General features: G+C 61.0%; 21 protein-coding genes. 6 read left to right on the forward strand and 15 right to left on the reverse strand.

Annotated features, from left to right (window positions below):
• Positions 1-29: 29 nt before the first annotated feature.
• The 8 genes from BLW69_RS06835 to BLW69_RS06870 form a co-directional block, all read right to left on the reverse strand.
• Complete coding sequence (locus tag BLW69_RS06835; protein ID WP_092660775.1) at positions 30-902, reverse strand: NAD(P)-dependent oxidoreductase; 873 nt, start codon at positions 900-902, stop codon at positions 30-32.
• Positions 903-1078: 176 nt separating this feature from the next.
• Complete coding sequence (locus tag BLW69_RS06840; protein WP_062456502.1) at positions 1079-1489, reverse strand: CopD family protein; 411 nt, start codon at positions 1487-1489, stop codon at positions 1079-1081.
• 3 nt (positions 1490-1492) lie between these two features.
• Positions 1493-2056, reverse strand: a complete 564-nt coding sequence (locus BLW69_RS06845; protein WP_092660777.1) for a DinB family protein — start codon at positions 2054-2056, stop codon at positions 1493-1495.
• Positions 2057-2180: 124 nt separating this feature from the next.
• The gene (locus tag BLW69_RS06850; RefSeq protein ID WP_139283811.1) at positions 2181-3629 is read right to left on the reverse strand and encodes a hypothetical protein; all 1449 of its coding nucleotides are present in this window, start codon (positions 3627-3629) and stop codon (positions 2181-2183) included.
• A gap of 173 nt (positions 3630-3802) precedes the next feature.
• The gene (locus tag BLW69_RS06855; RefSeq protein WP_092660781.1) at positions 3803-4618 is read right to left on the reverse strand and encodes a class I SAM-dependent methyltransferase; all 816 of its coding nucleotides are present in this window, start codon (positions 4616-4618) and stop codon (positions 3803-3805) included.
• Positions 4619-4673: 55 nt separating this feature from the next.
• Positions 4674-5504, reverse strand: a complete 831-nt coding sequence (locus BLW69_RS06860; protein WP_092660783.1) for an ABC transporter permease — start codon at positions 5502-5504, stop codon at positions 4674-4676.
• Complete coding sequence (locus BLW69_RS06865; RefSeq protein ID WP_092660785.1) at positions 5501-6283, reverse strand: ABC transporter permease; 783 nt, start codon at positions 6281-6283, stop codon at positions 5501-5503. The genes BLW69_RS06860 and BLW69_RS06865 overlap by 4 nt, the downstream gene beginning before the upstream one ends.
• Before the next feature lie 122 nt (positions 6284-6405).
• Positions 6406-7185, reverse strand: a complete 780-nt coding sequence (locus BLW69_RS06870) for an ABC transporter substrate-binding protein (protein WP_175487245.1) — start codon at positions 7183-7185, stop codon at positions 6406-6408.
• A 321-nt stretch (positions 7186-7506) separates the two neighbouring features.
• Here BLW69_RS06870 and BLW69_RS06875 point away from each other — a divergent pair, with 321 nt between their 5' ends.
• Positions 7507-9831, forward strand: coding sequence for an OmpA family protein (locus tag BLW69_RS06875; protein WP_092660787.1), 2325 nt, complete (start codon positions 7507-7509; stop codon positions 9829-9831).
• 49 nt (positions 9832-9880) lie between these two features.
• Here the strand turns inward: BLW69_RS06875 and mobB are convergent, their stop codons facing one another.
• From mobB to BLW69_RS06890, 3 genes are read right to left on the reverse strand one after another with little or no spacing between them, the layout of a single operon-like run.
• A complete protein-coding gene (gene mobB / locus BLW69_RS06880) occupies positions 9881-10399 on the reverse strand; it encodes a molybdopterin-guanine dinucleotide biosynthesis protein B (RefSeq protein ID WP_092660789.1) in 519 nt (172 codons plus the stop codon).
• Positions 10396-11022: a molybdenum cofactor guanylyltransferase MobA gene (gene mobA / locus BLW69_RS06885; protein ID WP_092660791.1), complete on the reverse strand. Its 627-nt coding sequence runs from the start codon at positions 11020-11022 to the stop codon at positions 10396-10398. The genes mobB and mobA overlap by 4 nt, the downstream gene beginning before the upstream one ends.
• Positions 11019-11951, reverse strand: a complete 933-nt coding sequence (locus BLW69_RS06890) for a DMT family transporter (protein WP_092660793.1) — start codon at positions 11949-11951, stop codon at positions 11019-11021. Before BLW69_RS06890 ends, mobA begins: the two co-directional genes overlap by 4 nt.
• 228 nt (positions 11952-12179) lie before the next feature.
• Here BLW69_RS06890 and BLW69_RS06895 point away from each other — a divergent pair, with 228 nt between their 5' ends.
• Positions 12180-14741, forward strand: a complete 2562-nt coding sequence (locus BLW69_RS06895; protein ID WP_092660795.1) for a methyl-accepting chemotaxis protein — start codon at positions 12180-12182, stop codon at positions 14739-14741.
• 78 nt (positions 14742-14819) lie between these two features.
• Here the strand turns inward: BLW69_RS06895 and moaA are convergent, their stop codons facing one another.
• Entirely contained in the window at positions 14820-15806 is a 987-nt protein-coding gene (moaA, locus tag BLW69_RS06900) for a GTP 3',8-cyclase MoaA (protein ID WP_092661124.1), read from the reverse strand.
• 210 nt (positions 15807-16016) lie between these two features.
• Here moaA and BLW69_RS06905 point away from each other — a divergent pair, with 210 nt between their 5' ends.
• From BLW69_RS06905 to BLW69_RS06915, 3 genes are read left to right on the forward strand one after another with little or no spacing between them, the layout of a single operon-like run.
• On the forward strand, positions 16017-16403 hold the full coding sequence (locus BLW69_RS06905; protein WP_092660797.1) for a gamma-butyrobetaine hydroxylase family protein: 387 nt from the start codon (positions 16017-16019) through the stop codon (positions 16401-16403).
• A 31-nt stretch (positions 16404-16434) separates the two neighbouring features.
• A complete protein-coding gene (locus BLW69_RS06910) occupies positions 16435-18258 on the forward strand; it encodes a monovalent cation:proton antiporter-2 (CPA2) family protein (RefSeq protein WP_092660799.1) in 1824 nt (607 codons plus the stop codon).
• The gene (locus tag BLW69_RS06915) at positions 18255-18863 is read left to right on the forward strand and encodes a pyridoxamine 5'-phosphate oxidase family protein (protein ID WP_092660801.1); all 609 of its coding nucleotides are present in this window, start codon (positions 18255-18257) and stop codon (positions 18861-18863) included. The genes BLW69_RS06910 and BLW69_RS06915 overlap by 4 nt, the downstream gene beginning before the upstream one ends.
• Positions 18864-18873: 10 nt before the next feature.
• Here the strand turns inward: BLW69_RS06915 and BLW69_RS06920 are convergent, their stop codons facing one another.
• Both BLW69_RS06920 and fumC read right to left on the reverse strand, forming a co-directional pair.
• Positions 18874-19944 (reverse strand): GGDEF domain-containing protein, encoded by a 1071-nt coding sequence (locus tag BLW69_RS06920; protein WP_062456544.1) that lies wholly within the window; start codon positions 19942-19944, stop codon positions 18874-18876.
• 264 nt (positions 19945-20208) lie between these two features.
• Positions 20209-21600, reverse strand: coding sequence for a class II fumarate hydratase (gene fumC, locus BLW69_RS06925; protein WP_062456547.1), 1392 nt, complete (start codon positions 21598-21600; stop codon positions 20209-20211).
• A 390-nt stretch (positions 21601-21990) separates the two neighbouring features.
• On the opposite strand from fumC, the gene BLW69_RS06930 reads away from it, so the two are divergent.
• Positions 21991-23994, forward strand: a complete 2004-nt coding sequence (locus BLW69_RS06930) for a L,D-transpeptidase family protein (RefSeq protein ID WP_244508757.1) — start codon at positions 21991-21993, stop codon at positions 23992-23994.
• A gap of 67 nt (positions 23995-24061) precedes the next feature.
• On the opposite strand, the gene BLW69_RS06935 is transcribed toward BLW69_RS06930, so the two are convergent.
• Positions 24062-24730: an HAD family hydrolase gene (locus BLW69_RS06935; protein ID WP_092660805.1), complete on the reverse strand. Its 669-nt coding sequence runs from the start codon at positions 24728-24730 to the stop codon at positions 24062-24064.
• Positions 24731-24862: the final 132 nt, after the last annotated feature.

Here is a 24862-nt window from a genome sequence, read left to right on the forward strand (position 1 = left end):
GTCGCCACGACTACTGTCGTATCGATAAATTACTTCCGCTCCAGCCTTGCCAGCAACGAAGACGTGTCCCAACGCTTGCCGCCCATCGCCTGCACTTCAGCATAGAACTGGTCGACCAGTGCGGTCATTGGCAGGTTTGCGCCGTTGCGACGGGCTTCGGTGAGGACGATATCGAGATCTTTGCGCATCCAGTCGACGGCAAAGCCGAAGTCGTATTTGCCCTGGTCCATCGTCTTGTGGCGGTTTTCCATCTGCCAGGATCCGGCAGCTCCCTTGGAGATGACGCCGACGACGGTCTCGATGTCGAGGCCTGCCTGCTTGCCGAAATGCACGGCTTCCGCCAGGCCCTGGACGACGCCGGCAATGCAGATCTGGTTCATCATCTTGGTCAGCTGGCCGCTGCCGACCGGACCCATCAGGCCGACCATGCGGGCATAGGCCTCGATCACAGGCTTTGCCGTGTCGAAGGTTTTCTGATCGCCGCCGCACATGACAGTCAACACGCCGCCTTCGGCACCCGCCTGGCCGCCGGAAACCGGTGCATCGATAAAGCCGATGGCTTTCTCGATGGCGGCTGTCTCCAGTTCACGGGCGACTTCGGCGCTCGCCGTCGTGTTGTCGATCAGGATCGCGCCGGATTTCATGCCAGAGAGAACGCCGTCCTCACCTGTGGTCACCTGGCGCAGATCGTCGTCGTTGCCGACGCAGATGAAGACAAAATCGGCATCTTTTGCCGCTTCGGCTGGCGTTGCACCGGTGGCTCCGCCGAACTTCTTTGCCCACTCGGCAGCTTTGGACGCGGTGCGGTTATAGACGGTGACGTCGTGGCCGCCCTTTTCCTTCAGGTGGCCTGCCATGGGGAAACCCATAACGCCAAGACCGATGAATGCCACTTTCGCCATGCCGGAACTCCCTGAATTGCTGTGATGCGAGGATTAGAACAAAGCAAGGCCGACGGGAAGGGCAAAGCGCTCGCCAGCCTAACTAGCTGACCTGTCACGACGCTCCACCCGCCGGCTGCGGCGCGTTGGAAATTGGTTCGGTGATACCGTCGTGCAGAGCAGGGTCTTTCTTCTGATCAGAACGGCTTGATCACGGCGAGCGCCACGATCAGCACGAGACAGATCATGATGATTGGCATGCCGAGACGCACGAAGGCGTTCGGATCGCGTTTCGGATCGGCCGCCATCTTGCGCATGGCCGCCCCCTGCATGCCGTGCAGCGCGGAGAGCAGGATGACCAGCACGAACTTGGCGTGCAGCCAGCCACCCGAAAAGCCGACATAGCCGATCGCCAGCCAGAGGCCGAAAATCCATGCGCCGGCAAGGGCTGCGGTCGTGACGGTGCGGTCGTATTTGCGCAGCGACTGGATGACGCCGACCCGGATTGTCGGGGGCACCATGGAGATGACGAAGGCGTTCACCAGCATGCCGCCGATCAGCAGGAAGTCGGAGATGAGGTGCAGGGTCTTGAGAACGAAATACAGCATGGGTCAGTCACTCCAGATCATGGATTCGGTAAAGCCGAGTTCGGCGAAGTCTTTTGCGCGCAATGCCTGTTCCTGCGGGTCCGACGGAAAGAACTCGTCGAGCTGCGGTGGGGGAACAGGGGTGGAAGACAGCATCGCATGCACCTGGCCGCGATGATGGATCTGGTGCTGGAAGAGGTGCAGCAGAATTCGATCGGCTCGCTCCACCTGGACATGGCTTTTGCGCGGGATGCGGACTTCACCGGCAAGATCGGCCTCGCTCATGCCACGACAGTGATCGATCAGGCGACGATCGACGGCGCGCTGTTCCCGGTCGAGATCGGCGAAAGCGGGGAAGGGTATCTGCGGCTCGAAGGCCGAAGCGCCGGGACAGTGCCCTTCGAGCGCACCGACGTAAAGCCAGTCCACCGTGAGGATGTGGTTGAGCGTGTGGATGATCGACGGGAAGAAGCTTTGCCGCGGCGCGTCAACGTCCTCAGCCGACAGCAGGGCACAGGCTTTGAGCAGCCGGTGATTGGCCCAGGCATTGTTATAGGCCTGGGTGAGAATATAGCGCTGCGGCCCCATCGCCACCTCCATTTCGAAGTTGGTTTAGCCGTTCGGCACGGAGATGAGAAGATGGAAGTTGATGTGGCTGCTCCGATGATGAACGGGGGGAGCTCAATGCCTAGACAGTATCCGATGCTGGATCTTACGTTTCCTGCTTTTTGTTCTGGGGATTGCGCTTGGAATCCCGGAAGTAGGAGGATCCTGGCTCGAGGCTGTCAGCAATGTCGTTCCACAACCGACGCAGGCGGCGGACGTGCAGATCGTCCGAAATCCATGTCATCAGATGTTCGGCGGCTTTCGTGATCAGTTTCGGCTCGCTGCTGACCCGCTCCCGGGCCCACTTGGCGTATTCGTCCACCGAGACCGGGCGGGCATTCGTACCGTCCATGATCATGAAATTCATTTTCGCGATGTCAGCCAGCCTGCGCAGGTTGCTGGTCGGCGACATGAGGATGCTCATGTAGATGTCGTCGAATTCTTCCGGAGAATCGACGCTGTCGATGGCGCGTTCGAGGTCGAAGATCGTCCGAATGTTTAACTCCCGCAAAGCCAGGAACCGCTCGAGGCCGACGATATGACAGAGCTGCGCCTGGGCGACCCAGTCGATGCACTGATAGATCCCGAACGGCGTTTCGACGTGAAGGAGGATGGGGTTGTAGGTGGCAAGGTTCTGGATGTCGTAGATGCCGCAGTCTTCAAGCCGGAACCGGATCTCGTAGTCGATGCCGTTGATCACATCGAGCGACACGATCGGGGTGATGGACACGAACCGGTCGTCGCTCACCTTGACCCAGGTGAAGATCTGCTGGAGCTTGACGAAGAGGAACTTGGTCGAGCTCTGCGGGAGCAGCCCGAGCATCGGCGCGAGTGCTATCCATGTGAGCGGCAAGGATTGGCCCGTGGTTTCGGCACCTGAGGTTGCCCCGCCAGTCAGAACACGTCCGATGCCGCCGAGCGGGTCCGGAAAGGCTGCAAACAGGATGGCCGCAAAGAGAACCGATGCCAGGCTTTCGATGGTGATCCTCAGAAATGTGGTCGACGAAAGATCGAACACAGCGAGGCGGGCAAGAAGGGTCCGGGCCGAAGAAATGTAGGCGCCGATAAAGGCGAGCGAACCGATCACGATAAGCTTCGAGGAGGTGTCACCGCCGACGAGACCGGGCACAGGGCACTGAACGGAGATCTGCAGCCCGCAGCAGATCGCGGAAATGAAGATGTGGAAGCCGATATAACTGAGAAGGACAAACCCCAGCGACGACAGGAACAGACGATACGCGAATGTCACGCGGCCCTTTGCCGCGAGACTGATAAACTGCCGCAGCTTGTCCGCTTCCGGGAGTGCATCGAATTTGTCCTTCTCCGGAAAAACCAGATCGGCCGTGTATTTCGAGCGGACGAATTCGAAGGATGGATTGGTCCCGAGCCGCGAAGCTGCGGTGTTTGAGGCACTGCCTTTTTCACTGCTGAAGTTGACGTAGAAATCCTGGATCTGTCGCAGCCGGCGCAAGCGCACTTCGTTTCGAGCTGCGAAGATGAGGAGCGGGCCAAGCAGGGCGATGACGAGAGCTATCCAGTCAATGCTCGAAAACAAGCCGCTCAAAAACGAAAATTTTGAGAAGGGGCTATCCAGCAGCCCAGTCCAAGACGTGGCATCCATAGCAATCCCCCCAATCAATCCGAATGCTATTATCGGTTGATTTGGTAAGATTTGCGCAACTTATACGTAATGTCAATATGACTCGACGAACCGTCCAGTTTAGGGGCTCAGCCCTTCAACTTCGCAATCACCAGATGGCCCGGGCTCGGGTTGCCGTCCTGCATCCGCACATTGATTTCGGTCATTTCCACGACCGTAAAGCCGGTCTCTTCAAGCCGCGAGCGGATGTAGGATTCCGAGTGGACGAAGCGCTGGTGGGGGCCGACCCGGTAGGGGGTGGTGTCGGATGCGGGGAGCGTTTCGGACGAGAAGGCGAACAGGCCGCCCGGCACCATGTTTTCGGCAGCACCGAAGAACAGCGGTTCTAGCGCGCCGAGATAGGGAAGAACGTCGGTTGCGGTGACGAGGTCGAAGGGCTCGTCGTCGTTATCGTCAAGGAAATCCTCGACTTCCGCAACGTAAAGCGTTTCGTAGAGGTCCTTCTCATGGGCGATCTCGACCATGTTTTCGGAGAGATCGATACCGGTGATGTCGTCCACCATGTCGCGCAGCGTACCGCCGGTCAGACCGGTGCCGCAGCCGAGATCGAGCATGCGCTTGAACGGGCCAAGGTTCAGCTCCTGCAAACGCTGGCGCAGGATGACGGGGACCGCGTAGCCGAGCTGTTCGACAAGAATGTCTTCGAAGCTTTCGGCATGCTGGTCGAACAGGGTTTCGACATAGGCGTCCGGCGCTCTCGGCGGCGTTTCGCCACGACCCATGGAGGCGATCCGCACGGCTGCGCCACCGTGATCCTCGGGGTCGATTGCCAGAACGTCCTCGTAGGCTTTCACGGCCGCGTCGATATCGCCGGCCTTTTCCAGCGCCAATGCGCGGTTGTAGGCCTCGGCCAGAGCTTCCTCGTCGATCTTCGTCATCGCCATCATCCTTTTCGTTGCGAAGCGCTTTAAGGGGCTGAGCGCCGTTTGGCAATCTGGACTAGCGTTTCAGGTGACGGGTCAGGCGGGCTTCCATGAATGCCCAGAGGTGCCGCAGTGCTTCCACCATCGTCAGGTAGAAGATCGCCGCCCAGAGATAGGTCTGGTAGTCGAAGGTGCGCGAAAAGGCGTAGCGCGTCTCGCCCATCAGATCGAAAACGGTAACGATGGCGACCACGGCGGAGCCCTTGATCATCAGGATCACCTCGTTGCCGTAAGGGCGAAGTGCCACGATCAGGGCTTGCGGCAGGATGACCTTGCGCAGCGTGATGCGCTTGGAAATGCCCAGCGCCGCGGCGCCTTCGTGCTGGCCGCGCGGGACGCTTTCGATGGCACCGCGCAGGATTTCCGCCTGGTAGGCGGCCGTGTTGATCGTCAGCGAAAACAGTCCGCAATACCAGGCCTCGCGGAAGAACCACCAGAGACCGACGGATTCGAGTTCCGCCCTGAAACTGCCGAGACCGTAATAGATCAGGAAGAGCTGCGCGAGCAGCGGCGTCGAGCGGAAGAGATAGACGTAGGCGTAGGCGATCGTGTTGAGCACGCGGTTCTTCGACATGCGGGCGAACGCGATCGGCAGCGAAAGCAGCGCGCCGAGAACGATGGAGATGCCGACGATCGAGATGGTCGTCCACAGGCCGTTCAGGTAGCGCGGTCCGTATCGCTCGAACTTGGCCGTATCCCAGCCGTTGATCACCATCATGACAAGCGCGACCGCCAGCAGGCCCCAGAGCACCAGCACGATCATGCCGGTGACCTTGGCGGCGGTGAGCGGCCTCTCGGCGACGGCGGGCGCCGGGCGTGCCGGTATCAGCTCTTTCACAAAGCTCATCGCGATACTCCCGAGCGTTTGGCCCAGCGTTCGATGAAGCCGAGCCCGAATGAGGAGATCATCGCGAGCGCCAGATAAAGAAGGCAGGCGATGGTGTAGAAGAAGAACGCCTCGCGGCTGACGCGCGCGGCAATGCCTGTCTGGCGGATGATATCGGCAAGGCCGATCACCGAGACATAGGACGTATCCTTCAGAAGGATCAGCCAGAGATTGGTGAGGCCCGGTAGCGCGATGCGGATGAGCTGCGGCAGGACGATCAGGAACATCGTGCGCCAGCGACGAAGGCCAAGCGCATCACCGGCCTCATACTGGCCGCGCGGGATGGCGCGAAAGGCAGAGAGAAGCACTTCCGACGAGTAGGAGGAGAACACGACCGCAAGCGCCACCATGCCGGCGACGAAGGCGTTGATCTCGACGCGGCCGTCATAGCCGAAGGTCGACAGCACTGTCTGGAGAAGGATCTGGGCGCCGTAGTAGACGATGAACAGCGTGAGCAGCTCGGGAAGGCCACGGAAGATCGTCGTGTAGATGCCGGCGGCCAGCCGCAGCAGCCGTTCCTCCGACTGTGCTGCGAGCGCGATCAGAAAGCCGATGACGAGGCCGACCGGCAGGGTCGCCAAGGCCAGCGTGATCGTGACCTTGACGCCAAAGGCGATCTCGTCGCCCCATCCGGCGTCGCCGCAGGCAATCAGGGAACCTTGGCCGAGCCAGGTAAAGATGCCGGCCGGGCCGCAAAACGGGTCGAGCGTATCGAAGAGGGCGGAGAGCCATCCGCTCATAGGGTCATTCCGGTTCGTTCCCCATGCGGCTTTTAAGGCGCCGCTTCAGTCATAGGTGTCATTAAAAAGGAAAACGGCGGAAGGGCAAGCCTTCCGCCGTTCATATTCCGGCGTATAGACGATTACTTGTCGCCGTACACGTCGAAGTCGAAATACTTCTTGTTGATTTCGGCGTATTTGCCGTTGGCGCGGATCGCGGCGATCGCGGCGGTGAACTTGTCGGCCAGTGCCGTTTCGTCCTTGCGCACGGCAATGCCGGCGCCTTCGCCGTTGATCTCAGCATCGACCGGGAGCGGTGCGAGGATCTTGCAGCAGTTGCCGGCTTCGGACTTCACCCATTCCGACAGGACAACGATGTCGTCCACAACGCCGTCGATGCGGCCGTTGGTGAGGTCGAGCTTGTACTCGTCAGACGTCGGGTAGAGCTTCAGTTCGGAATCAGGAAAATGCTTTTCGGTGTAGTTCGAGTGGGTGGTCGAACCCTGTGCACCGAGCGTCTTGCCCTTGAGCGAGGCCGCGGACGCATCCTTCAGCGGCGAATCCTTCGGCACGGCGATGGCCGGCGGGGTGTTGTAGTATTTCTTCGAGAAGGCGACCTGCTGCATGCGCTCCGGCGTGATCGACATGGAGGCGATGATGGCGTCGAACTTCTTCGACTGCAGCGCCGGGATGATGCCATCCCAGTCGTTGGTGACGAAGGTGCAGGTGACCTTCATTTCGTCACACAGCGCCTTGGCGATGTCGATGTCGAAACCGGTCAGATTGCCGTTGGATTCGAGAACGTTGAAGGGCGGATAAGCGCCCTCGGTGCCGATCGTGAGCTTTTCCTGGGCAAGCGCGGATCCGGCGAAAAGCGATACAGCCGCGATGGATGCAGCTGCGAAAAGGCGGGACATGGTCATAATGATCCTCTCTGTTGGCAAGACCGGCGGCGTTGAATTCATACGCCATCCGGGTTGCGGGGCTTAAGGCCAGCTCGCCCCGTCTGACGTTTTATAGATACCGGCCAACGGGAAATTGCAACGGCATTTTCCTGCCCCATGACACCTCGAGGGAGGTGAACGCGGCATTCAGTTGTCATTCATGTGGTTGGGAACAGTCTTTGCGGAACCATATCGGTTGAATACCCGTTCAGCCGGCGCGTCAGCCCGAGGTCATTCTTTCGAACGATGCATAATACGGGATGCGCCAAGGGAAGAGACGCTTGAGAAGAGGAAGATTGCATGTCTAAAAAATTCAGACTGTTTGCCAGCGTGGCTGCGCCGGTGCTGTCGCTGCCGCTGATGCTGCAGCCGGTTGGTGCCATGCCGCTGAAGGCCGCCATTGAAGTCAACCAGGCTCCGGCCTCGGTACCAGGTTTCATCCAGGTTCAGCAGGAAGTCATCGCGCCTGAAGATGGTGGTGGCGAAAAGCCGCAGCGTCCGCGCCGCGAAAAGAGCGAAGCAGGCCAGGGCGAAGACAAGCCAGAGCGGCCGCAGCGTCGCCAGGCCGCGGAAGACGGTGGCGGTGCCAGCGAGCGCCCGCAGCGTCGCCAGCAGGCTGAAGACAACGGCGGCGCAAGCGAGCGTCCAGCACGCCGCGCGCAGGCTGAACAGGGCGAGCCCGAGCAGAAGAAGCCAGCGCGCCGCGATGCCGAGCGTCAGCAGGATGCACCTGCAGCAGGCGAACGCCCGCGCCGTGAAGCGCAGGGAAGCGATGCCAAGGAGCGTCCGACTGCAGCGGACCGTTCCAATGCCGAAGGCGAGCGCCCGAAGCCATCCCGTGACCGCGCCGATCCGTCCAAGGCCGATGCTGCCGACAGGGCAAAGCCGGACGATGCAAAGCCGGCCAAGCCTGAAAAGGCACAGGCCGATCGTGCAAAGCCAGACCAGGCCGATCCGGATCAGGCTCGTCCGCAGCGCGAAAAGGCAGGTGATGAACAGTCGCCTGAGCGTCCGCGCGCGCAGGGCGATCGCAACAAGGTAGATCCGAAGGCCGACCCCAAGGTTGATCCGAAGGCTGCGGAACGCAATGCTCGCGACACCGACGCTGAGAACGGGGCTACGCCACCGCGCGACGCCAAGGATCGCAACCAGCGCGACCAGACCCGTCCGGATACCGCAGCGCAGCCAGACGCGGCTCGCCCAGACCGTAATCAGGCTGACCGTAACCCAGCCGACCGCGACCAGAACAACCGTCGCCCGGGTGATGCCGATCAGGCCAATCCGAACGAGCCCGGCCGTGATCGTCCCGATCGCAACCAGGCCGATCGCAACCAGCCGGAGACAGATCAGCCCGCAAACGGCCGTCCGCGGCCGCCGCAGGTTGCCGATACGCCTGACAAGGTGGAGCGCGCCAAGGAACTGGCGAAGGATCCGAAGTCTGCGCAGCGCGGAGAACAGCCGACCCTGCCGGTCGAAAACGGTGCAGCGGTGCTCGACAGCGCCAAGGAAGATGCACGTCCGCGTCGTCCGGACCGCGATGGTGAGCGTCCGCGCCGCGACCGCGACCGCGATGCCCAGCAGGCCGATCGTGCACCGCCACGTTCCGACGCTGATTCCCAGTCCAACACTCGGGAGACAGCCGACCAGAGGCGCAATTTCCGCGAACTGTCCGAAGAGCGCGGCGAACGGCTCGACCGTCGTCCGCAGTTCGATCGCCCGCGTGGCTGGGATTATCGCGGTCAGGACGGCCAGGACGTCGGTCGTAACGATCGCGGCAGGGATCGTGGCCGCGTGATCATCTCGATCGACAACCAGTCGGTCGTGCGCCACGATGACAGCCGCCGCTTCTACGAAGAAGACGGTCGCCAGCCGGAATACGAGCGTCTGCGCGATGGTCGTGTACGTGAAGTGATCGAGCGCGACGACGGCACCCGGATCGTCACCGTGCGCAACCGTTACGGCGAGATCGTCCAGCGGTCGCGTATCGTGCGCGGGGGCGAGGAATACGTTCTCTACTATGCTCCGGAACTGTCGGAACAGAACCGCGGTGCAGATTATACCTGGCGCGATCCGGGTGACGATCTGCCGCCGATGCGTCTCGACGTTCCGCTCGACGACTACATTATCGACACGTCGTCGGAGCCTGACCGGAACTACTACGAGTTCCTCGAACAGCCGCCGGTCGAACAGGTCGAGCGCGTCTATTCGCTGGACGAAGTTCGCTACTCGGCCCGTATCCGCGACAAGGTTCGTCGTATCGACCTGGATACGGTGACCTTCGCCACAGGCAGTGCCGAAATTCCGATGAACCAGGCAAGCTCGCTGCGCAAGGTTGCGGATGCGATCAACCAGGTGCTGAAGAAGGACCCGGCTGAAACCTTCCTGATCGAAGGCCATACCGACGCCGTCGGCGCGGATGATGCCAACCTCGTCCTGTCCGACGAGCGTGCGGAAAGCGTTGCCCGCGTTCTGACCGACGCTTACGGCATCCCGCCCGAAAACCTGGCGACCCAGGGCTACGGCGAACGCTACCTGAAGGTTCGCACCGACGGACCGAACCAGGAAAACCGCCGCGTCACCATCCGCCGCATCACGGCGCTGGTAAAGCCGGTTGCGTCGAAATAGTACGGTTCACCAGAGTTGATCAGAGAGCGCCCGGTTTATCCGGGCGTTTTCATTTCTGTGGGAGAGAAACGACGTCCGCGATGAAATCCGCGATGGCGACCGTGTCGTCGAGATCGAAGACGGGCAGGGACGTACCCTCCACCGCATGATCGGCAGCGATGGCAACAATGTGCGGATCGGTCGGAGCCAGTGGCTCGCGGCTTTTCGATTCGAGCCTTCGGGCCTCGATCTTGGGCACAGGCTCGCGCTTGTAGCCCTCTATCAGCACCAGATCGCAGGGCGCGATACGATCGAGAACGCCCTGCAGACTGGGTTCCGGATCGCCGCGCAGCTCGTGCATGATTGCAAACCGGGTGCCGGAGACGATCGTCACTTCATGCGCGCCAGCCTGACGGTGCCGGAACGAGTCGGCGCCGACCTTGTCGATGTCGAAATCGTGGTGGGCGTGCTTGATCGTCGAGATCTTGTAGCCGCGGCGGGTGAACTCCGTCACCAGTCGCACGGCAAGGCCGGTCTTGCCGGAGTTCTTCCAGCCTGCAATTCCAAAGACACGGGGCGGCACTGTCATCTCAGAGCCTCGGTGAAGCGCTTGGCCAAGGCCAGATCCTCCGGAGTGTTGATATTGAGAAAAGGATCGAGCATTTCGCCGCCGATGTCGAGAATTGGGAAATCCACATAGACCGTCGAATGGCGATCCAGAAATGCCCTGAGGCGACGGTTGTCGGGATCAACAAGCCATTTTTCGAGGTCGTCGGCGATCGACTTCGGCCAGAGCGCGAAAACGGGATGCGTACGACCATCCGACGTAGCGACGGCAATGGTTTCAGGGCCAGCGTCGGCTTCGAGACGTGCCACCAGATCGAGCGGCAGGAACGGACTGTCGCAGGGGACCGTGACCAGATGGGACGCATCGGTGTCCTGCGCCTGAAGGTCGAAAAGACCGGCCAGGACGCCTTCGAGCGGGCCGGCCTGGCCCGGTCTCAAGTCGGGAACGAGACGTAGCCCGCGAATATTCTCTGGGGCTTCGGGCGCATTCAGAACGATCGATATCACCTGAGGCGCGAGCCGATCGACGACATGGCCGAGGATCGTCTTTCCGGCGAGCGGCAGATCAGCCTTGTTTTGCCCCATCCGGCTGGATCGGCCGCCGGCGAGAATGAGAGCCGGGAGATCGTTTGAGGCAGTTATCATCGGCCCGTTTCTCTCGTCTGCGTGGAGCCGGGCGGGGCGACGTCGGCGGCGGTCGCGACCTGCTGCTTCCTCTTCTTTTCGCGCGCGAACGTGTAGAGACCGGAGCCGATCACGATTGCCGCTCCCGCAAGCATGCTGCCGCTCGGCTCCTCGCCGAAGAACAGGATCCCGATCGCCAGAGCCCAGATCAGGCTCGTGTAGCGGAACGGCGTCACGAACGAGACCTCTCCCGTGCGCATCGCCATGATCACGGTCTGATAACCCGCAAAAACGAGGAGCGATGTCAGGACGAGAACGGAGAAGGTGCCGGCGCTCACCGGTTGCCAGCCACCCATCGGCACGATCAGGATAATGCCGAGAAGCGTGTTGGCGAAACTCGTGAAAAAGGTGATGCTGATGGTCGGGATTTCGGCGCTGATCCGCCGGGTCGTCAGGTCGCGGCAGGCGGTGAAGCATAAAGCGATGAGCGGATAGACAGCGTCCGCCGAAAACCCTTCCGCGCCGGGGCGTAGAATGAGAAGGACGCCAACGAGCCCGACCCCGATCGCGCTCCAGCGCCGCCAGCCAACCGGTTCACGAAAAATGAGTGCTGCGCCGAGCGTGACGACCAGTGGCAGCGACTGCATGATGGAGGCAGCGGTGGCAAATTCGAGCCGGGCGAGCGCGGTGAAATACGCAAGGGTGGCGCCGAGTTCGCAAAATCCTCGCAAAAGGACGAGGGGATGGCTCAGCGTTTTCAGCGAAATCGACGCGCGAAGGTGGCGCGCGATGAAATAGACGAGGGTTGTGGTCATGACCCCGCGCACGGCAATGATCTGTGCAATGCTGAGCTCTGACGTAACGGATTTGACCAAAGCGTCGTTGAAGGTAAATGCCGCCATGGCGAACGCCATAACCAGGGCGCCGCGTGCGTTTTCGGACAGACTCATGATGTCTCCTCGGGACCGCGCCGTCTTAACGCAGCTTCAAACGGTCCGCCAGCAGCCACATGTCCCCGTTCTTGCGAAATCGCAACTCGGACATCCTTGAGTTAACGCTTGTTCAACCGAATTTGCAGATTGTGTGCAGCAATGTTACCCGCATGACGTGGGGGCGCTTGCTGGATAACCCGCGAATGAACAGCGGAGCCGGGGGCTACTCAACAACCCGGGGGTTCCATGTCATTCGTCGATCGTCTGCTTCAAAGACGCAAAATTGTCACCAAGGTTCTTCTCTTCGTCGTGCCACTGGTGCTTCTCATTGCAGGCGTGGGAATGGCTGGCTTCTATACGGCCGAAACGCTGAACGGTCATATGACCGTGACGCGTGCCACGATCGAAAATATCGGCGATTTCGAAGATCTCCAGTCATCGCTTCAGGCATTCACCGAGGCTCCGTCGGATCAGACCGTCGCGACCCTGCGGTCCAGTATCGCGCGTCAGGCTGACGGCGTCGGCCGGTTGCAAGGGCTGTTGCAGACCGAGGGTGACCGTAACCGGATAGCCGTTGTCCGCGAGCTTGCGGCTAAGCTCTCGGCCGACACGGATGGGCTGTGGGCGATCGAACAGATGCGCAAGCGCAATGTCGAGGAGATCAATCAGATCCTCAAAGGCGTGCGCGATGCTTCCAACGGCGTCGACAAGCAGGTCGAGATCATCCAGAAACAGTTTGACGGCAAAGAGAAATTCGCCAAGCGGCAGCTGTTTGAAGCCTACGCGTATCGATCCGTCGCGCGTCGGCTGGAAAATCTGCGCAATGCCGTGCGGGCCTCCGAAACCGACGAAGCCACCGTCAAGGGCGCGGAGCTTTACGGCCACACTCTGAAAAAGGAATTCGCGATCGTCGCTCCGATGCTGTCGTCCAACGGCAAGGCGGCCATGGCGCCGATCGAGCAGTCGACCGATCAGCTTCTGGCCGTCATCGCCAGCGACAAGCCGGTTGCCGACAAGGCCCAGGCTCTGCGCATTGCGACAAGTGCCTTCATGAGACCGCAGGGGGAACTTGCCGCCGAAGTGACGAAGAAATCCGGTGACGCAGCCGAGCGTTTCGTCGATCTCGAAGGCGAGGTGGAAGTGCTGAAGAGCGTTCTCGACCAGATCGACCAGTCGCTCCAGATTTCGAACGCGATGCAGCTGCATGCCGAGCGTTTCATGACGGTGCCGACCGATGAAGCACGTTCGCATATCATTGCCGACATCGTGGCGCTGAGGGCAACAAGCGCAAAAGTCTCCGAACTCAATTCACGCAATGCCGCCACCCGCGACTTTGGACCGACCCTTGCGACACTGCTGAGCGCGCTCGACAAGAGCACGGCGACGACGATTGTCAACGCGGGTGAATGGACTGCGGCACGCACGAAGGCGACAGAAACGTTGACGGCAGGCATGGCCGGCCTCAAGAACTTCGTGGCGCAGGCGCAGGAGGTCGGCAAGGCGGACAGCGAGCGTTCGGCCACCGTTTCCGTGATCGCCATGGTGGCGGGCACGCTGCTTGCCATCGCCGGCGGCCTCATGCTGGTCGAGACGCTGCGCGGACCTTTGCGCCGCGTCACCGAGATCATGAAGCGTCTGGCCGATGGCGATCTCGATGTGACGATCGAAGGCCGCGAGCGGGGCGACGAGATCGGCGACATGGTGCGCTCGGTCAGCGTGTTCCGCGATTCGGCGCTGGAGAATATCCGGCTGGAAAAAGAGGCGACGTCGGCACGGGAGCTTTCGAGCGCCGAATCGGACCGCCGCACAAGCGAACGTGCCCGGATTGCCGCCGAACAGCGTCAGGCGCTGACCGCTCTCTCGAGCGTTCTCGGCCAGCTTGCCGAAGGCGACCTGGAGCAGACCATGGGTGAAAACCTGCCCGAGGATTTCATCGAGATGGCCCGCACATACAACCGCGCTGTCGAAGAGTTGCGCGGCACGCTTGCCGACGTCCGTTCCACGGCCGACGAGATCGAAGGCGGCACCGGCAATCTTGCGGCATCCGCCGACGACCTTGCCCGGCGCACCGAGCAGCAGGCGGCAGCACTCGAGCAGAGCTCGCGTGCGCTCCGCCATCTCGGCGACATCGTCCGCGCAACAGCGCAGAGCGCTCGCGAAACCTCGACGTCCGTCAACGAGACTGAAGCTTTTGCGCTGCGTTCGGGCGAGGTCGTGGCACGCGCTGTCGGCGCCATGGGCGAGATCAGCCGGTCGTCGGAGAAGATTGCAACGATCATTGGCGTCATCGACGAGATCGCCTTCCAGACCAACCTGCTTGCGCTCAATGCCGGTGTCGAAGCCGCACGCGCAGGTGAGGCGGGTCGCGGTTTTGCCGTGGTCGCGCAGGAAGTCCGCGAACTGGCGCAACGCTGCGCAGGCGCTGCCCGGGAAATCAAGGGGCTGATCTCGGCAAGTTCCGCCCAGGTGACCAATGGCGTGCACCTGGTTGAAGAGACAGGTGGCGCGCTCTCGCAGATCATCGCCCATGTGACCGACGTGCGCAAACTGGTGACGCAGATCTCCGATGCTGCCGAGGAACAGTCGACGGGGATCAGCCAAGTCACCCGCGCCGTTCAGGAAGTGGAACACATCACCCAGCGGAACGCCGCGATGGTGGAAGAAAACAATGCCGAGATCCACGGCCTGCGCCAACGGGTCGGCGTTCTTTCCGAAAAGATCGAGCGGTTCAAGACCCGCGAACCGCATGAACAGTACGGCATGGGGAGTTATGACCGGCGCGATCAGCAGCGGCGCGACGTCGCCTGAGACGATCGCTGCAGTCCCAAAATGAAAAGAGCCGGCTCAAGCCGGCTCTTTTCACATCTGAGCTTTGCTTCGTTTGCATCACCCGCCGGTGACGCTCATGTGCCGCGACACCGCCGGGCGGTTGTTGCGGTCGATGATGAAGTCGTGGCCTTTCGGCTTGCGCGAGATCGCTTCGTCGATCGCCGCCGAGAGAACGGCCGGATCGTCCGATGCGCGCAGGGCAGCACGAAGATCGGCAGCGTCGTTCTGGCCGAGGCACATGTAGAGCGTGCCGGTGCAGGTCAGGCGGACGCGGTTGCAGCCTTCGCAGAAGTTATGCGTCATCGGCGTGATGAAGCCGACGCGGCCACCGGTTTCCGCGACCTCAACATAGCGGGCAGGGCCACCGGTTTTGTAAGGGATGTCGGTGAACGTGAACTGCTGCTCGAGATCGGCGCGCAGCTTCGACAGCGGCAGATAGCGGTCCGTGCGGTCTTCCTCGATCTCGCCCATGGGCATGGTCTCAATGACCGTCAGGTCCATCCCACGCCCATGTGCGAAGCGCAGCATGTCGGCGATCTCGAATTCGTTGAAATCCTTGAGCGCGACCGCGTTCAGCTTGATCTTCAAGCCCGCCCTCTGCGCCGCATCGATGCCTTCCATGACCTTGGAGAAGTCACCCCAGCGCGTGATGGCCTTGAACTTGTCGGGATCGAGCGTATCGAGCGAGACGTTGATGCGGCGCACGCCACAATCGTAGAGTTCCTGTGCATGGCGGGCGAGCTGCGAGCCGTTCGTCGTCAGCGTCAGCTCGTCGAGATTGCCCTCTTCGATGTGGCGACCGATCGAGCGGACCAGATACATGATGTTCTTGCGCACCAAAGGTTCGCCGCCGGTTAGCCGAAGCTTTCGGACGCCCTTTGCGACGAAGGCCGAACAGAGTCTGTCGAGCTCTTCCAGCGTCAGCAGGTCCTTTTTCGGCAGGAACGTCATGTTTTCCGCCATGCAATAGGTACAGCGAAAGTCGCAGCGATCCGTGACCGAGACACGCAGATAGGTGACCGCGCGACCAAACTTGTCGATCATCGGTGCGTTGGTCGCGGCAGGGCCGGCAGTCAGTGGCGGTATGACAAATGAATTCACGGGTAAATACTCCTGACGCCAGAACTTGGGTCCGATCCGGGGCAACGTCAAGGTTTGTACTCCTTAACGTGATGATGGACCGTTCACGGCGAACGGGCTTGCGAGGCATGAGCGAAGTCCATAATCGTGAGACATTCAAATTGGAAGAGAAACATGACTGACGTTCCCAACGACAGCTGGCCGATGGAATTGCGGGTTTCGCCGGACAGGAGAACATTGACCGTGCGCTTTGAAGACGGTGCGTCTTACGCCCTGTCCGCCGAGATGATGCGCGTGCTCTCGCCTTCCGCAGAAGTTCAGGGCCACAGCCCGGACCAGAAGGTGACGGTACCGGGAAAGCGCCTTGTGGGCATACGCAACGTGGTCGCGACCGGCAATTATGCGGTCCGCATCGCGTTCGACGACGGCCATGACAGCGGTATCTTTACCTGGCGCTATCTGCGCGAGCTCGGGACCGAGGGCGACGCGCTTTTCCAGGGTTACGAAAATGATCTGGCGGCCAAGGGACTGAGCCGCGATAGTGTCACGCAGCCGCGCTAAAGCGATTGCGAAAACAAAGGGGATTGTCGGGGTGGCAGCGGAATCAAATGCGGGCGATCTGGTTCAGGTCGTCGCGCTTCTCGGGGCAGCGGTTATTGCGGCACCCCTCTTCAAGAAGATCGGTCTCGGATCCGTGCTCGGCTATCTCGCCGCCGGTTTGGCGATCGGGCCTTTTGGACTGAAGCTTGTCTCGGATCCGCAGGCGATCCTGCACATTGCCGAACTCGGCGTCGTCATGTTCCTGTTCGTCATCGGACTGGAAATGCAGCCATCGCGGCTTTGGAGCATGCGAAAGGATATTTTCGGGCTTGGCGCACTGCAGGTGTGCGCCTGTATTGTTTTGCTGATGGCTGTCGGGATCGGCTTCGGTTATCCGGCGCCTGTCGCCTTCGTCGCCGGCACCGGCTTCGTCCTGACCTCGACGGCAATCGTCATGCAGATGCTTCATGAGCGCAACCATCTGCACACGCCGAAGGGCCAGCATATCGTTGCGATCCTGCTGTTTGAGGATCTCGCCATCGTGCCGCTGCTGGCTATCGTCGCCCTCCTGGCGGCGCAGGGCGAGGCCGTATCCTGGACCGAGCGGCTGCAATCGGTCGGCATCGGGTTTGCAGCGCTTGCCGCACTCGTTCTTGCCGGGCGATACCTGCTCAACCCGTTCTTCCGGCTGCTTGCCAATTCCGGTGCGCGGGAGGTGATGACCGCCGCGGCTCTGCTCGTCGTGCTCGGATCGGCGCTGCTGATGCAGTTTGCCGGTCTGTCGATGGCGATGGGGGCGTTTCTCGCCGGCGTTCTTCTCTCCGAATCATCCTTCCGGCACCAGCTTGAGGCCGATATAGAGCCGTTTCGCGGCATCCTGCTCGGTCTGTTCTTCCTCGGCGTCGGCATGGCGGTCGATCTGTCGGTGATTGCCGCCAACTGGCAGCATGTGCTTCTGGCCGTGATCGCCTACATGATCGTCAAGGGGCTGGTGATCTACGGGGTCGCAAGGCTGCTCGGCACGTCCCACGCCGAAGGTCTCGGCCGTGCGATCCTGATGGCGCAGGGCGGCGAATTCGCGTTCGTGCTTTACGCGGCGGCGGCCTCCGTCGGCATTCTCGATTCGGAAACGAATGCCGTGCTGACGGCGACGATCGTCATCTCCATGGCGGTGACACCGCTGGTCGTTGCGATCTACGTGCGCACCGCGCCGAAGCCGGAAGTGGATACGAGCGGTCTGGCCGAGCCAGAGAATATCGAAAATACGGTGCTGTTGATCGGCTTCGGGCGTTTCGGACAGATCGTCAGCCAGCCGGTTCTGGCGCGAGGCTATACGCTGTCGATCATCGACAGCAATGCGGAGTTTATCCGCGACATCGGCGATTTCGGCTTCAAGGTCTATTACGGCGACGGTGTTCGACCCGAGATCCTGCATGCAGCCGGTGCGGCGACGGCAAGGGCGATCCTGATCTGTGTGGACGACAAGGAAGCGGCGCTGAAGATCGCCGAGATCGTCAAGGAAGAGTTCCCGCTCGTTCCGGTTCTTGCCCGCGCCTATGACCGCGGTCATGCGATCGATCTGCTGAAGGCCGGCGTCGATTACCAGATCCGCGAAACCTACGATTCGGCGCTGAGCTTCGGAGGCGAGGTTCTGCGCGCTCTGGGTGAGGCCGACGAGACGGCGCTTCAGATGGTCGAGGAATTCCGCGAGATCGATCGCGAACGGTTTGCGCTGGAACAGGTCGGCGGCATCTATGCCGGCCGTTCGCTAATCAAAGGCAATGCGCAACCGGCAGACATCATCGCCGCCAAAACGGCGCGCGAACGGGAACGACGGGCGGCCGCACAGGACGCGGCGCAAGGGGCAGCAAGATGACGGTTATCACGACGGTCGACGAACTGAAGGCGATCTATGGCGACAGCAGCGAGGCATCGCTTGCCAAGGTGACCCGCTTCCTGACGGCCGAATATCGGCAGATGATCGAGGCGTCACCGTTCGTGGCGCTGGCAACCGTCGGGCCGGAAGGGATCGACTGCTCGCCGCGCGGCGATCTCGGCGGGGTGGTGCGGATCGAGGACGAGCGGACGCTGGCGCTTCCGGACTGGCGTGGCAATAACCGCATCGATTCGCTGATCAACATCGTTCGAGATCCGCGGGTCGCCCTGATGTTTCTCGTGCCGGGCTCGACGATGACGATGCGGATCAATGGTCGCGCGGTGGTGTCGGTGGAGCCCGGACTGCTTCAAAGCTTCGAGATGGACGGCAAGCACCCGCGCAGCGTGACGGTGATTGCTATCGACGAGGTCTATTTCCAATGCGCGCGGGCGCTAATGCGGTCGGAACTGTGGAACCCAGCTCGGTTTGTTGATCCGAAGACCCTTCCGACGCCCGGCACCTTGCTGAAGGCGGCAAAGGCCGACTTCGACAAGGAGACCTATGACCGCGACTGGGCGGACCGTGCCGCCAAGACGATGTGGTGAGAGCAGGCGATCACTTCTTGTAGATCAGCCAGCTCTTGCTGACGTAATCCTTGGTCATGCTGTCTTCATAGAACACGGTCCGGTTTCGTCCGGAGTTCTTGGCATGATAGAGCGCCGTGTCTGCGCGGGCGTAGAGATCGCCCGGATCGGCTGCCTGCGAGGCCATCGAGTATCCGAGCGAGATGGTGACTGGCCCATAGTTGATGCCCGAGCGGGAATTGCGGAAGGCGCGCGTTTCGAGAGCACGACGCACCCTCTCGCAGATGATCATGACCTCGTCGGGTGTGTTGCCCTGAACGATGATCGCAAACTCCTCGCCGCCTGTGCGTGCGACGAAGACTTCCTTGCGGACGTTCGAACGGATGACCGAAGCGACGGTCGACAGGATCTTGTCGCCGACCGGATGGCCGTAGCTGTCGTTGATCTTCTTGAAGTTGTCGATGTCGGCGAGGACCAGCGCGGTCACGGGCAGGCTTGGCGCATGGTCGAAGATCGTTGCCAGGCGCTCGTCGAAGGCCCGTCGGTTGGAAAGCCGCGTCAGGGAATCGGTATTGGCGATCCGCTTGTACTCGTCGAGTTCGCGGCGGACCTGATCCATCTCCTGCGAGCGCTGCTCCATGTCGCCGGCGGTCTTTTCGCCCTGCGCGATCTTGTCACCGGTGGCATCGTTGAGGAGGCTGACGGCGTTGCGGATCAGCTCGCTCGAAAAGCTGCTTTTGGCATTGATACGGACGGCGGTCTCGCCAAGAAGACGGCTGTAGCTTTCGAGCGACGCCTGTTCCTGACGCAACAGCTTCAAGACAGAGTCCAGCTCCGTCAAGATGCGGTCATGCGCCTTCTCGATGACATCGACCTGACCCGTTCCCAGGTGCCGGGCAGAAAGGTCGTCGAGTTCCTCTTGCGTCGCGCGTGAGCCCAGCGCCGCAAGATCCTGTGCCAGCTCGGGGTTGGAGCCGATGTAAGCTTCATAGAATAGCTGATAATTACGCGGTATCGAAGCGACCCCCATCGCCCGAATTGCGTATATGACTTGACTGATCAAATCACTGGATTGCGCCTTCGGCGCCACACCCGTCGTCATCGACGACCCCCACTAGACCTCATCCACTGTGTGGATAAATTTATATGTGACGAATATTGGAAAACAATTAAGAGCAGTTTGTATTTGCGCAATTTTGTACGCGTTATTTTAATTATGATTCTATGTTATATTGCGTGAAAGTGCAAATCTTGGCTGAGCTTGCCATACGAGCAAAACATATGGTTCGATCTAGCTCATTCCGGATGTAATCTTGACGACGGGGCCTATCGGTTGACCGACCCCGTCATCGCTATTGCGACCGATTTACTTGGGGCCGATCATGTTTTCCGGACGGACATACTGATCGAACTCCTCGTTCGTCAGATAGCCACCGCCAACGGCTTCCTCACGCAGGGTGGTGCCATTCTTGTGCGCGGTCTTGGCGATCTTCGCGCAGGTGTCGTAGCCGAGCCTGGAATTCAGCGCGGTGACCAGCATCAGGGAGTTTTCGACGCCCTTGCGGATATTGTCTTCACGCGCTTCGATGCCGACGACACAGTTGTCGGTAAAGGAAACGGCAGCATCACCGAGCAGCTGAACCGACTGAAGGAAGTTGTAGGCCATCATCGGATTGTAGACGTTCAGCTCGAAATGCCCCTGGCTGCCGGCGAAGGTGAGGGCAGCATGGTTGCCGAAGATGTGGGCGCAGACCTGTGTGAGCGCTTCCGACTGCGTGGGGTTGACCTTGCCCGGCATGATCGACGAGCCCGGCTCGTTTTCCGGCAGCGACAGTTCGCCAAGGCCGGCACGCGGACCGGAGCCCAGGAAGCGGATGTCGTTGGCGATCTTGAACAGCGCCGCAGCGGCCGCATTGATCGCGCCGTGCGAAAACACCATCGAGTCGTGTGAAGCGAGCGCCTCGAACTTGTTCGGCGCCGTCACGAAGGGCAGGCCGGTGATCTTCGAGATTTCGTCGGCGACCTTTTCGGCAAAGCCGACCGGGGCGTTGAGGCCTGTGCCGACTGCAGTGCCGCCCTGAGCAAGCTTGGAGAGCGCCGGGAGCGTCAGCTCGATATTGGCAATCGCGGACGCGACCTGCGCCGCATAGCCGGAAAATTCCTGGCCGAGCGTCAACGGCGTCGCGTCCTGCGTGTGGGTACGGCCGATCTTGATGATGTGGGCAAACGCCTTCACCTTGGCTTCCAGAGCCTCATGCAGATGCCTGAGCGCCGGCAGGAGATGGCGGACGATGGTTTCGACGCAGGCAATGTGCATGGCCGTCGGATACGTATCGTTCGACGACTGGCTCATGTTGACGTGGTCGTTCGGGTGCACAGGCTTCTTGGAGCCCATGACGCCACCGAGGACTTCGATCGCCCGGTTGGAGATCACTTCGTTGGCGTTCATGTTCGACTGGGTGCCGGAACCAGTCTGCCAGACCACCAGCGGAAAATGATCGTTGAGTTTGCCGTCGATCACTTCCTGAGCGGCATCGACGATCGCCTTGCCGACGGTCCGGTCGAGACCCGCAAGTTCCATATTCGCAACGGCTGCGGCCTGCTTGACGATGCCGAGCGCACGGACCACGGCCAGCGGCTGCTTTTCCCAGCCGATCTTGAAGTTTCCAAGCGAACGTTGCGCCTGAGCGCCCCAGTAGCGGTCTGCGGCCACGTCGATCGGGCCAAAAGTATCGGTTTCGGTGCGCGTTGTGGTCATCGTGTCGCCTCTGTCTCCCATGCCCGCGAACGCGGGCGAACTATCGCGTGCCGGGCACGAAACCGGCGCCGGCATTACTATACCATTACCGGGTGACTTCAAGCGCAGCCGGGGTCGATTTGTGACCGTGTCCGCGTGCCATTTCGGTCACGCCGCGTGGAATTGTGCCCGATGGAACAATGGTCGGCCAAATAAACTAGGTTACCCATTGGTGAAAATTTAACGAATAATTTCTTAATCTTCGCCGGCGTTCGCGTATGCTTTGCCGCCCAGATCCGGCTTTGTGTGCGCTCGGGCGTTTCTTTCCACAGGCCACGCGATCGGATAGATGGCGGGCTGCACGAATTGATCCCGCAGATTTGCAAGCGGGTGGAAATGACGGGGACAAAATTGCCGCAAGATACCAAAAAGACTTCGCTCGCTCTGGCTTTGGTTTCCGGAATTTCGGCCTTTGCCGTCCTGGCCGGCCCCGCCAACGCCTTGACCCTGATGGATTTCCTGAAAGGCGGCCCTGGCAAGAGCCGCGCCGCCGACAACGGCGTTCCGGGTGTGACGACTGTTGCTCCCACCGAAAAGGCGCTGGCCGATCCCGAGCCGCTGCCGAAGGTGTCCGGACCCCGCTACTATACGTATAAAGCCGATGCCAGCCGGGCCGTGCAGACCGCAGGCTTTGCTGCGGCCTCAGCGACCGATGCGACCCGGCTGATCGCGCAGGCAAAGGTATCGGCCCCGTCTGCGATCGCGTCCGCACTCGAAGCGTATTACAGCAAGAACGCAGCTCCGCTCTGGGTCTCCGGCGGCGATGTCAACGACCATGCGCGGGCGCTGATCAGCGTGCTGGAAAAGGCCGCCGACTTCGGTCTGGATCCCGCCGACTACGCGTTGAAGGTTCCGAACCTGACGACCGCCAGCGTCGCGCCGGCCGAAGCGCCGGTTGCGTCGGCTGAAGCCGAGGCCAGTGTCGACCCCGCAACCCCCTCCGCCGCGGCGCCGGAAGCGGCAACCGCCACACCCGTCGCTGCCACGCCGGACACAGCTACCACCACGGCTGAAACGCCTGCCGTAGCATCACCTGCCGCCGGTCCGGCCGAGGGTCACGACCGCGATCTGATGCAGTTCGAGCTTGCTCTGTCTGCCAAGGCATTGCTGTTTGCGCAGGATATGACGCGCGGGCGTATCGATCCGAACAAGATCTCCGGATTCCACGACTTCAAGCTGAAGACCGTCGATCTGAATGGCGTCATGGCTTTCCTGGCGACAGGTCAGGAACCCGGCGCCTATCTTGCAGGCCTTGCTCCGCAGGATCGGCATTTCACGGCTTTGAAAGCCGAGCTTGTCAGGCTGCGTGCTGAAGCTGCGAGTGAAGCGACCGCCGTGAAGCTCCCGGACAATCTGCTCCTGAAGCCGGGCAACAGCAGCCCTGATCTGTCAGCTGTTGTGGCGGCGATCCAGCATTCGGGGTCCGATGCGCTGAAGACCAAGCACGAAGCGACGCTTGCGAGCTACCAGCAGACGCCGGAATACACGCCCGAGCTGGTCGATCTGGTCAAGGCGTTCCAGAGCGAAGCAGGCTTGAAGGCCGATGGCGTCATCGGTGCGGCGACCGTTCGCAAGATGGTCGGCCATACGTCGCAGGACAAGATCGAAAAGCTTGTGGTCGCCATGGAACAGGCGCGCTGGCTGCCGAGCGATCTCGGTCAGCGCTACGTGTTCATCAACCAGCCTGCATTCCGCGTTTACTACAACGAGAACGGCGCCGAGCAGTTCTCGATGCGCACAGTTGTGGGATCGAAGGCGCATCAGACGTTCTTCTTCCAGGACGAGATCGAGACTGTCGAGTTCAACCCATACTGGGGCGTGCCGCAGTCGATCATCGTCAACGAGATGCTGCCGAAGCTTCGCGCGGACCCGTCCTATCTCGATCGTCTCGGCTATGAAGTCGCGGTCAATGGCAAGGCGGTGCCGTCGCGCAGCGTCAACTGGTACACTTCGACCCAGAACGTCTCGGTCCGTCAGCCTCCGTCGAGCGACAATGCTCTCGGCGACCTGAAGATCCTGTTTCCGAACGCCCATGCGATCTACATGCATGACACGCCTTCGAAGAGCTTCTTCCAGCGTGACATGCGTGCGCTCAGCCATGGCTGCGTGAGACTTGCAGAGCCGCGCAAGATGGCTGCGGCCGTCCTCGGCATTTCCGAGCAGGAGGTCGATGCTCGGATCGCCGGTGGTGAAAACGTTGCGGCCAAGGTGACCGCAAAGATCCCGGTCTACGTTTCCTACTTTACCGCATGGCCGAACAAGGACGGAAAGGTCGAGTATTTCGACGACGTCTACGATCGCGACGCGGCCGTGAGAAAGGCATTCGAGGCAACCACGAAGGCACGTTCGGCTTAAAGCTGAAAATCTTGACGTCCAATTGGAAACGGCGGCCTTCGAGCCGCCGTTTTCGTTCGTATCGACTTCAGATCATCTGCCGGATGACCTGGACGGTCAGATCGTCGAAGTGATCAATGACGATGTCAGCGTTGAGGTCCACGACCGGGACGTCGGAATAGCCGAAGCTGACGGCGATCGAACCAATCCTTGCATTTTGCGCGGCGAGGATGTCGTTGATGCTGTCGCCGATCATGATGCTGCATGCCGGGTCGGCGCCTGCCTTCTCGATCGTGCCGAGAATATGCCCGGCATCGGGTTTGCGGACCGCAAACGTGTCTCCGCCGGTGATGACGTCGAAACGCGAGGCAAGGCCAAGGCCGTGCATCAGCGGCAGCGCCAGTTCTTCCAGCTTGTTGGTGCAGACGGCAAGCCGGACGCCTGCACATGCGAGGCGATCAAGACAGTCGATGACACCCGGATAGACCTTGCTCTTGCCCGGCATATTCGCCTTGTAATGCGCCATGAAGCGATCGAAAAGCCGCGCGGCCAGTTCGTCGTCGAGCGGCGTGTTGCGCAGGTGGAAGGCGCGGGCGATCATCATCCGCACGCCCTGGCCGACGAGATGGGTGATGTCCTCATAGGCGACAGGCTGCAGATCGGCCGCGGCAATCGTGTGATTGAGGCTATCGATGAGATCGGGCGCGGTATCAACGAGGGTACCATCCAGATCGAAGATGACGAGGGGAGTTTTCACGGGTGCCTCTTGGTTTCGATGAATGCCGGCTGGAATATCAACACAGAAAAAAGCAAGGCAGCGACTAACACGGATCCGGCGACGCCGCAAAACCTCAGCAAGCCTGTGTGCAAGACGTTAGGCTCTTTCGTT

Source organism: Rhizobium sp. NFR12, assembly GCF_900108545.1.
Classification (GTDB): Bacteria; Pseudomonadota; Alphaproteobacteria; order Rhizobiales; family Rhizobiaceae; genus Neorhizobium; species Neorhizobium soli.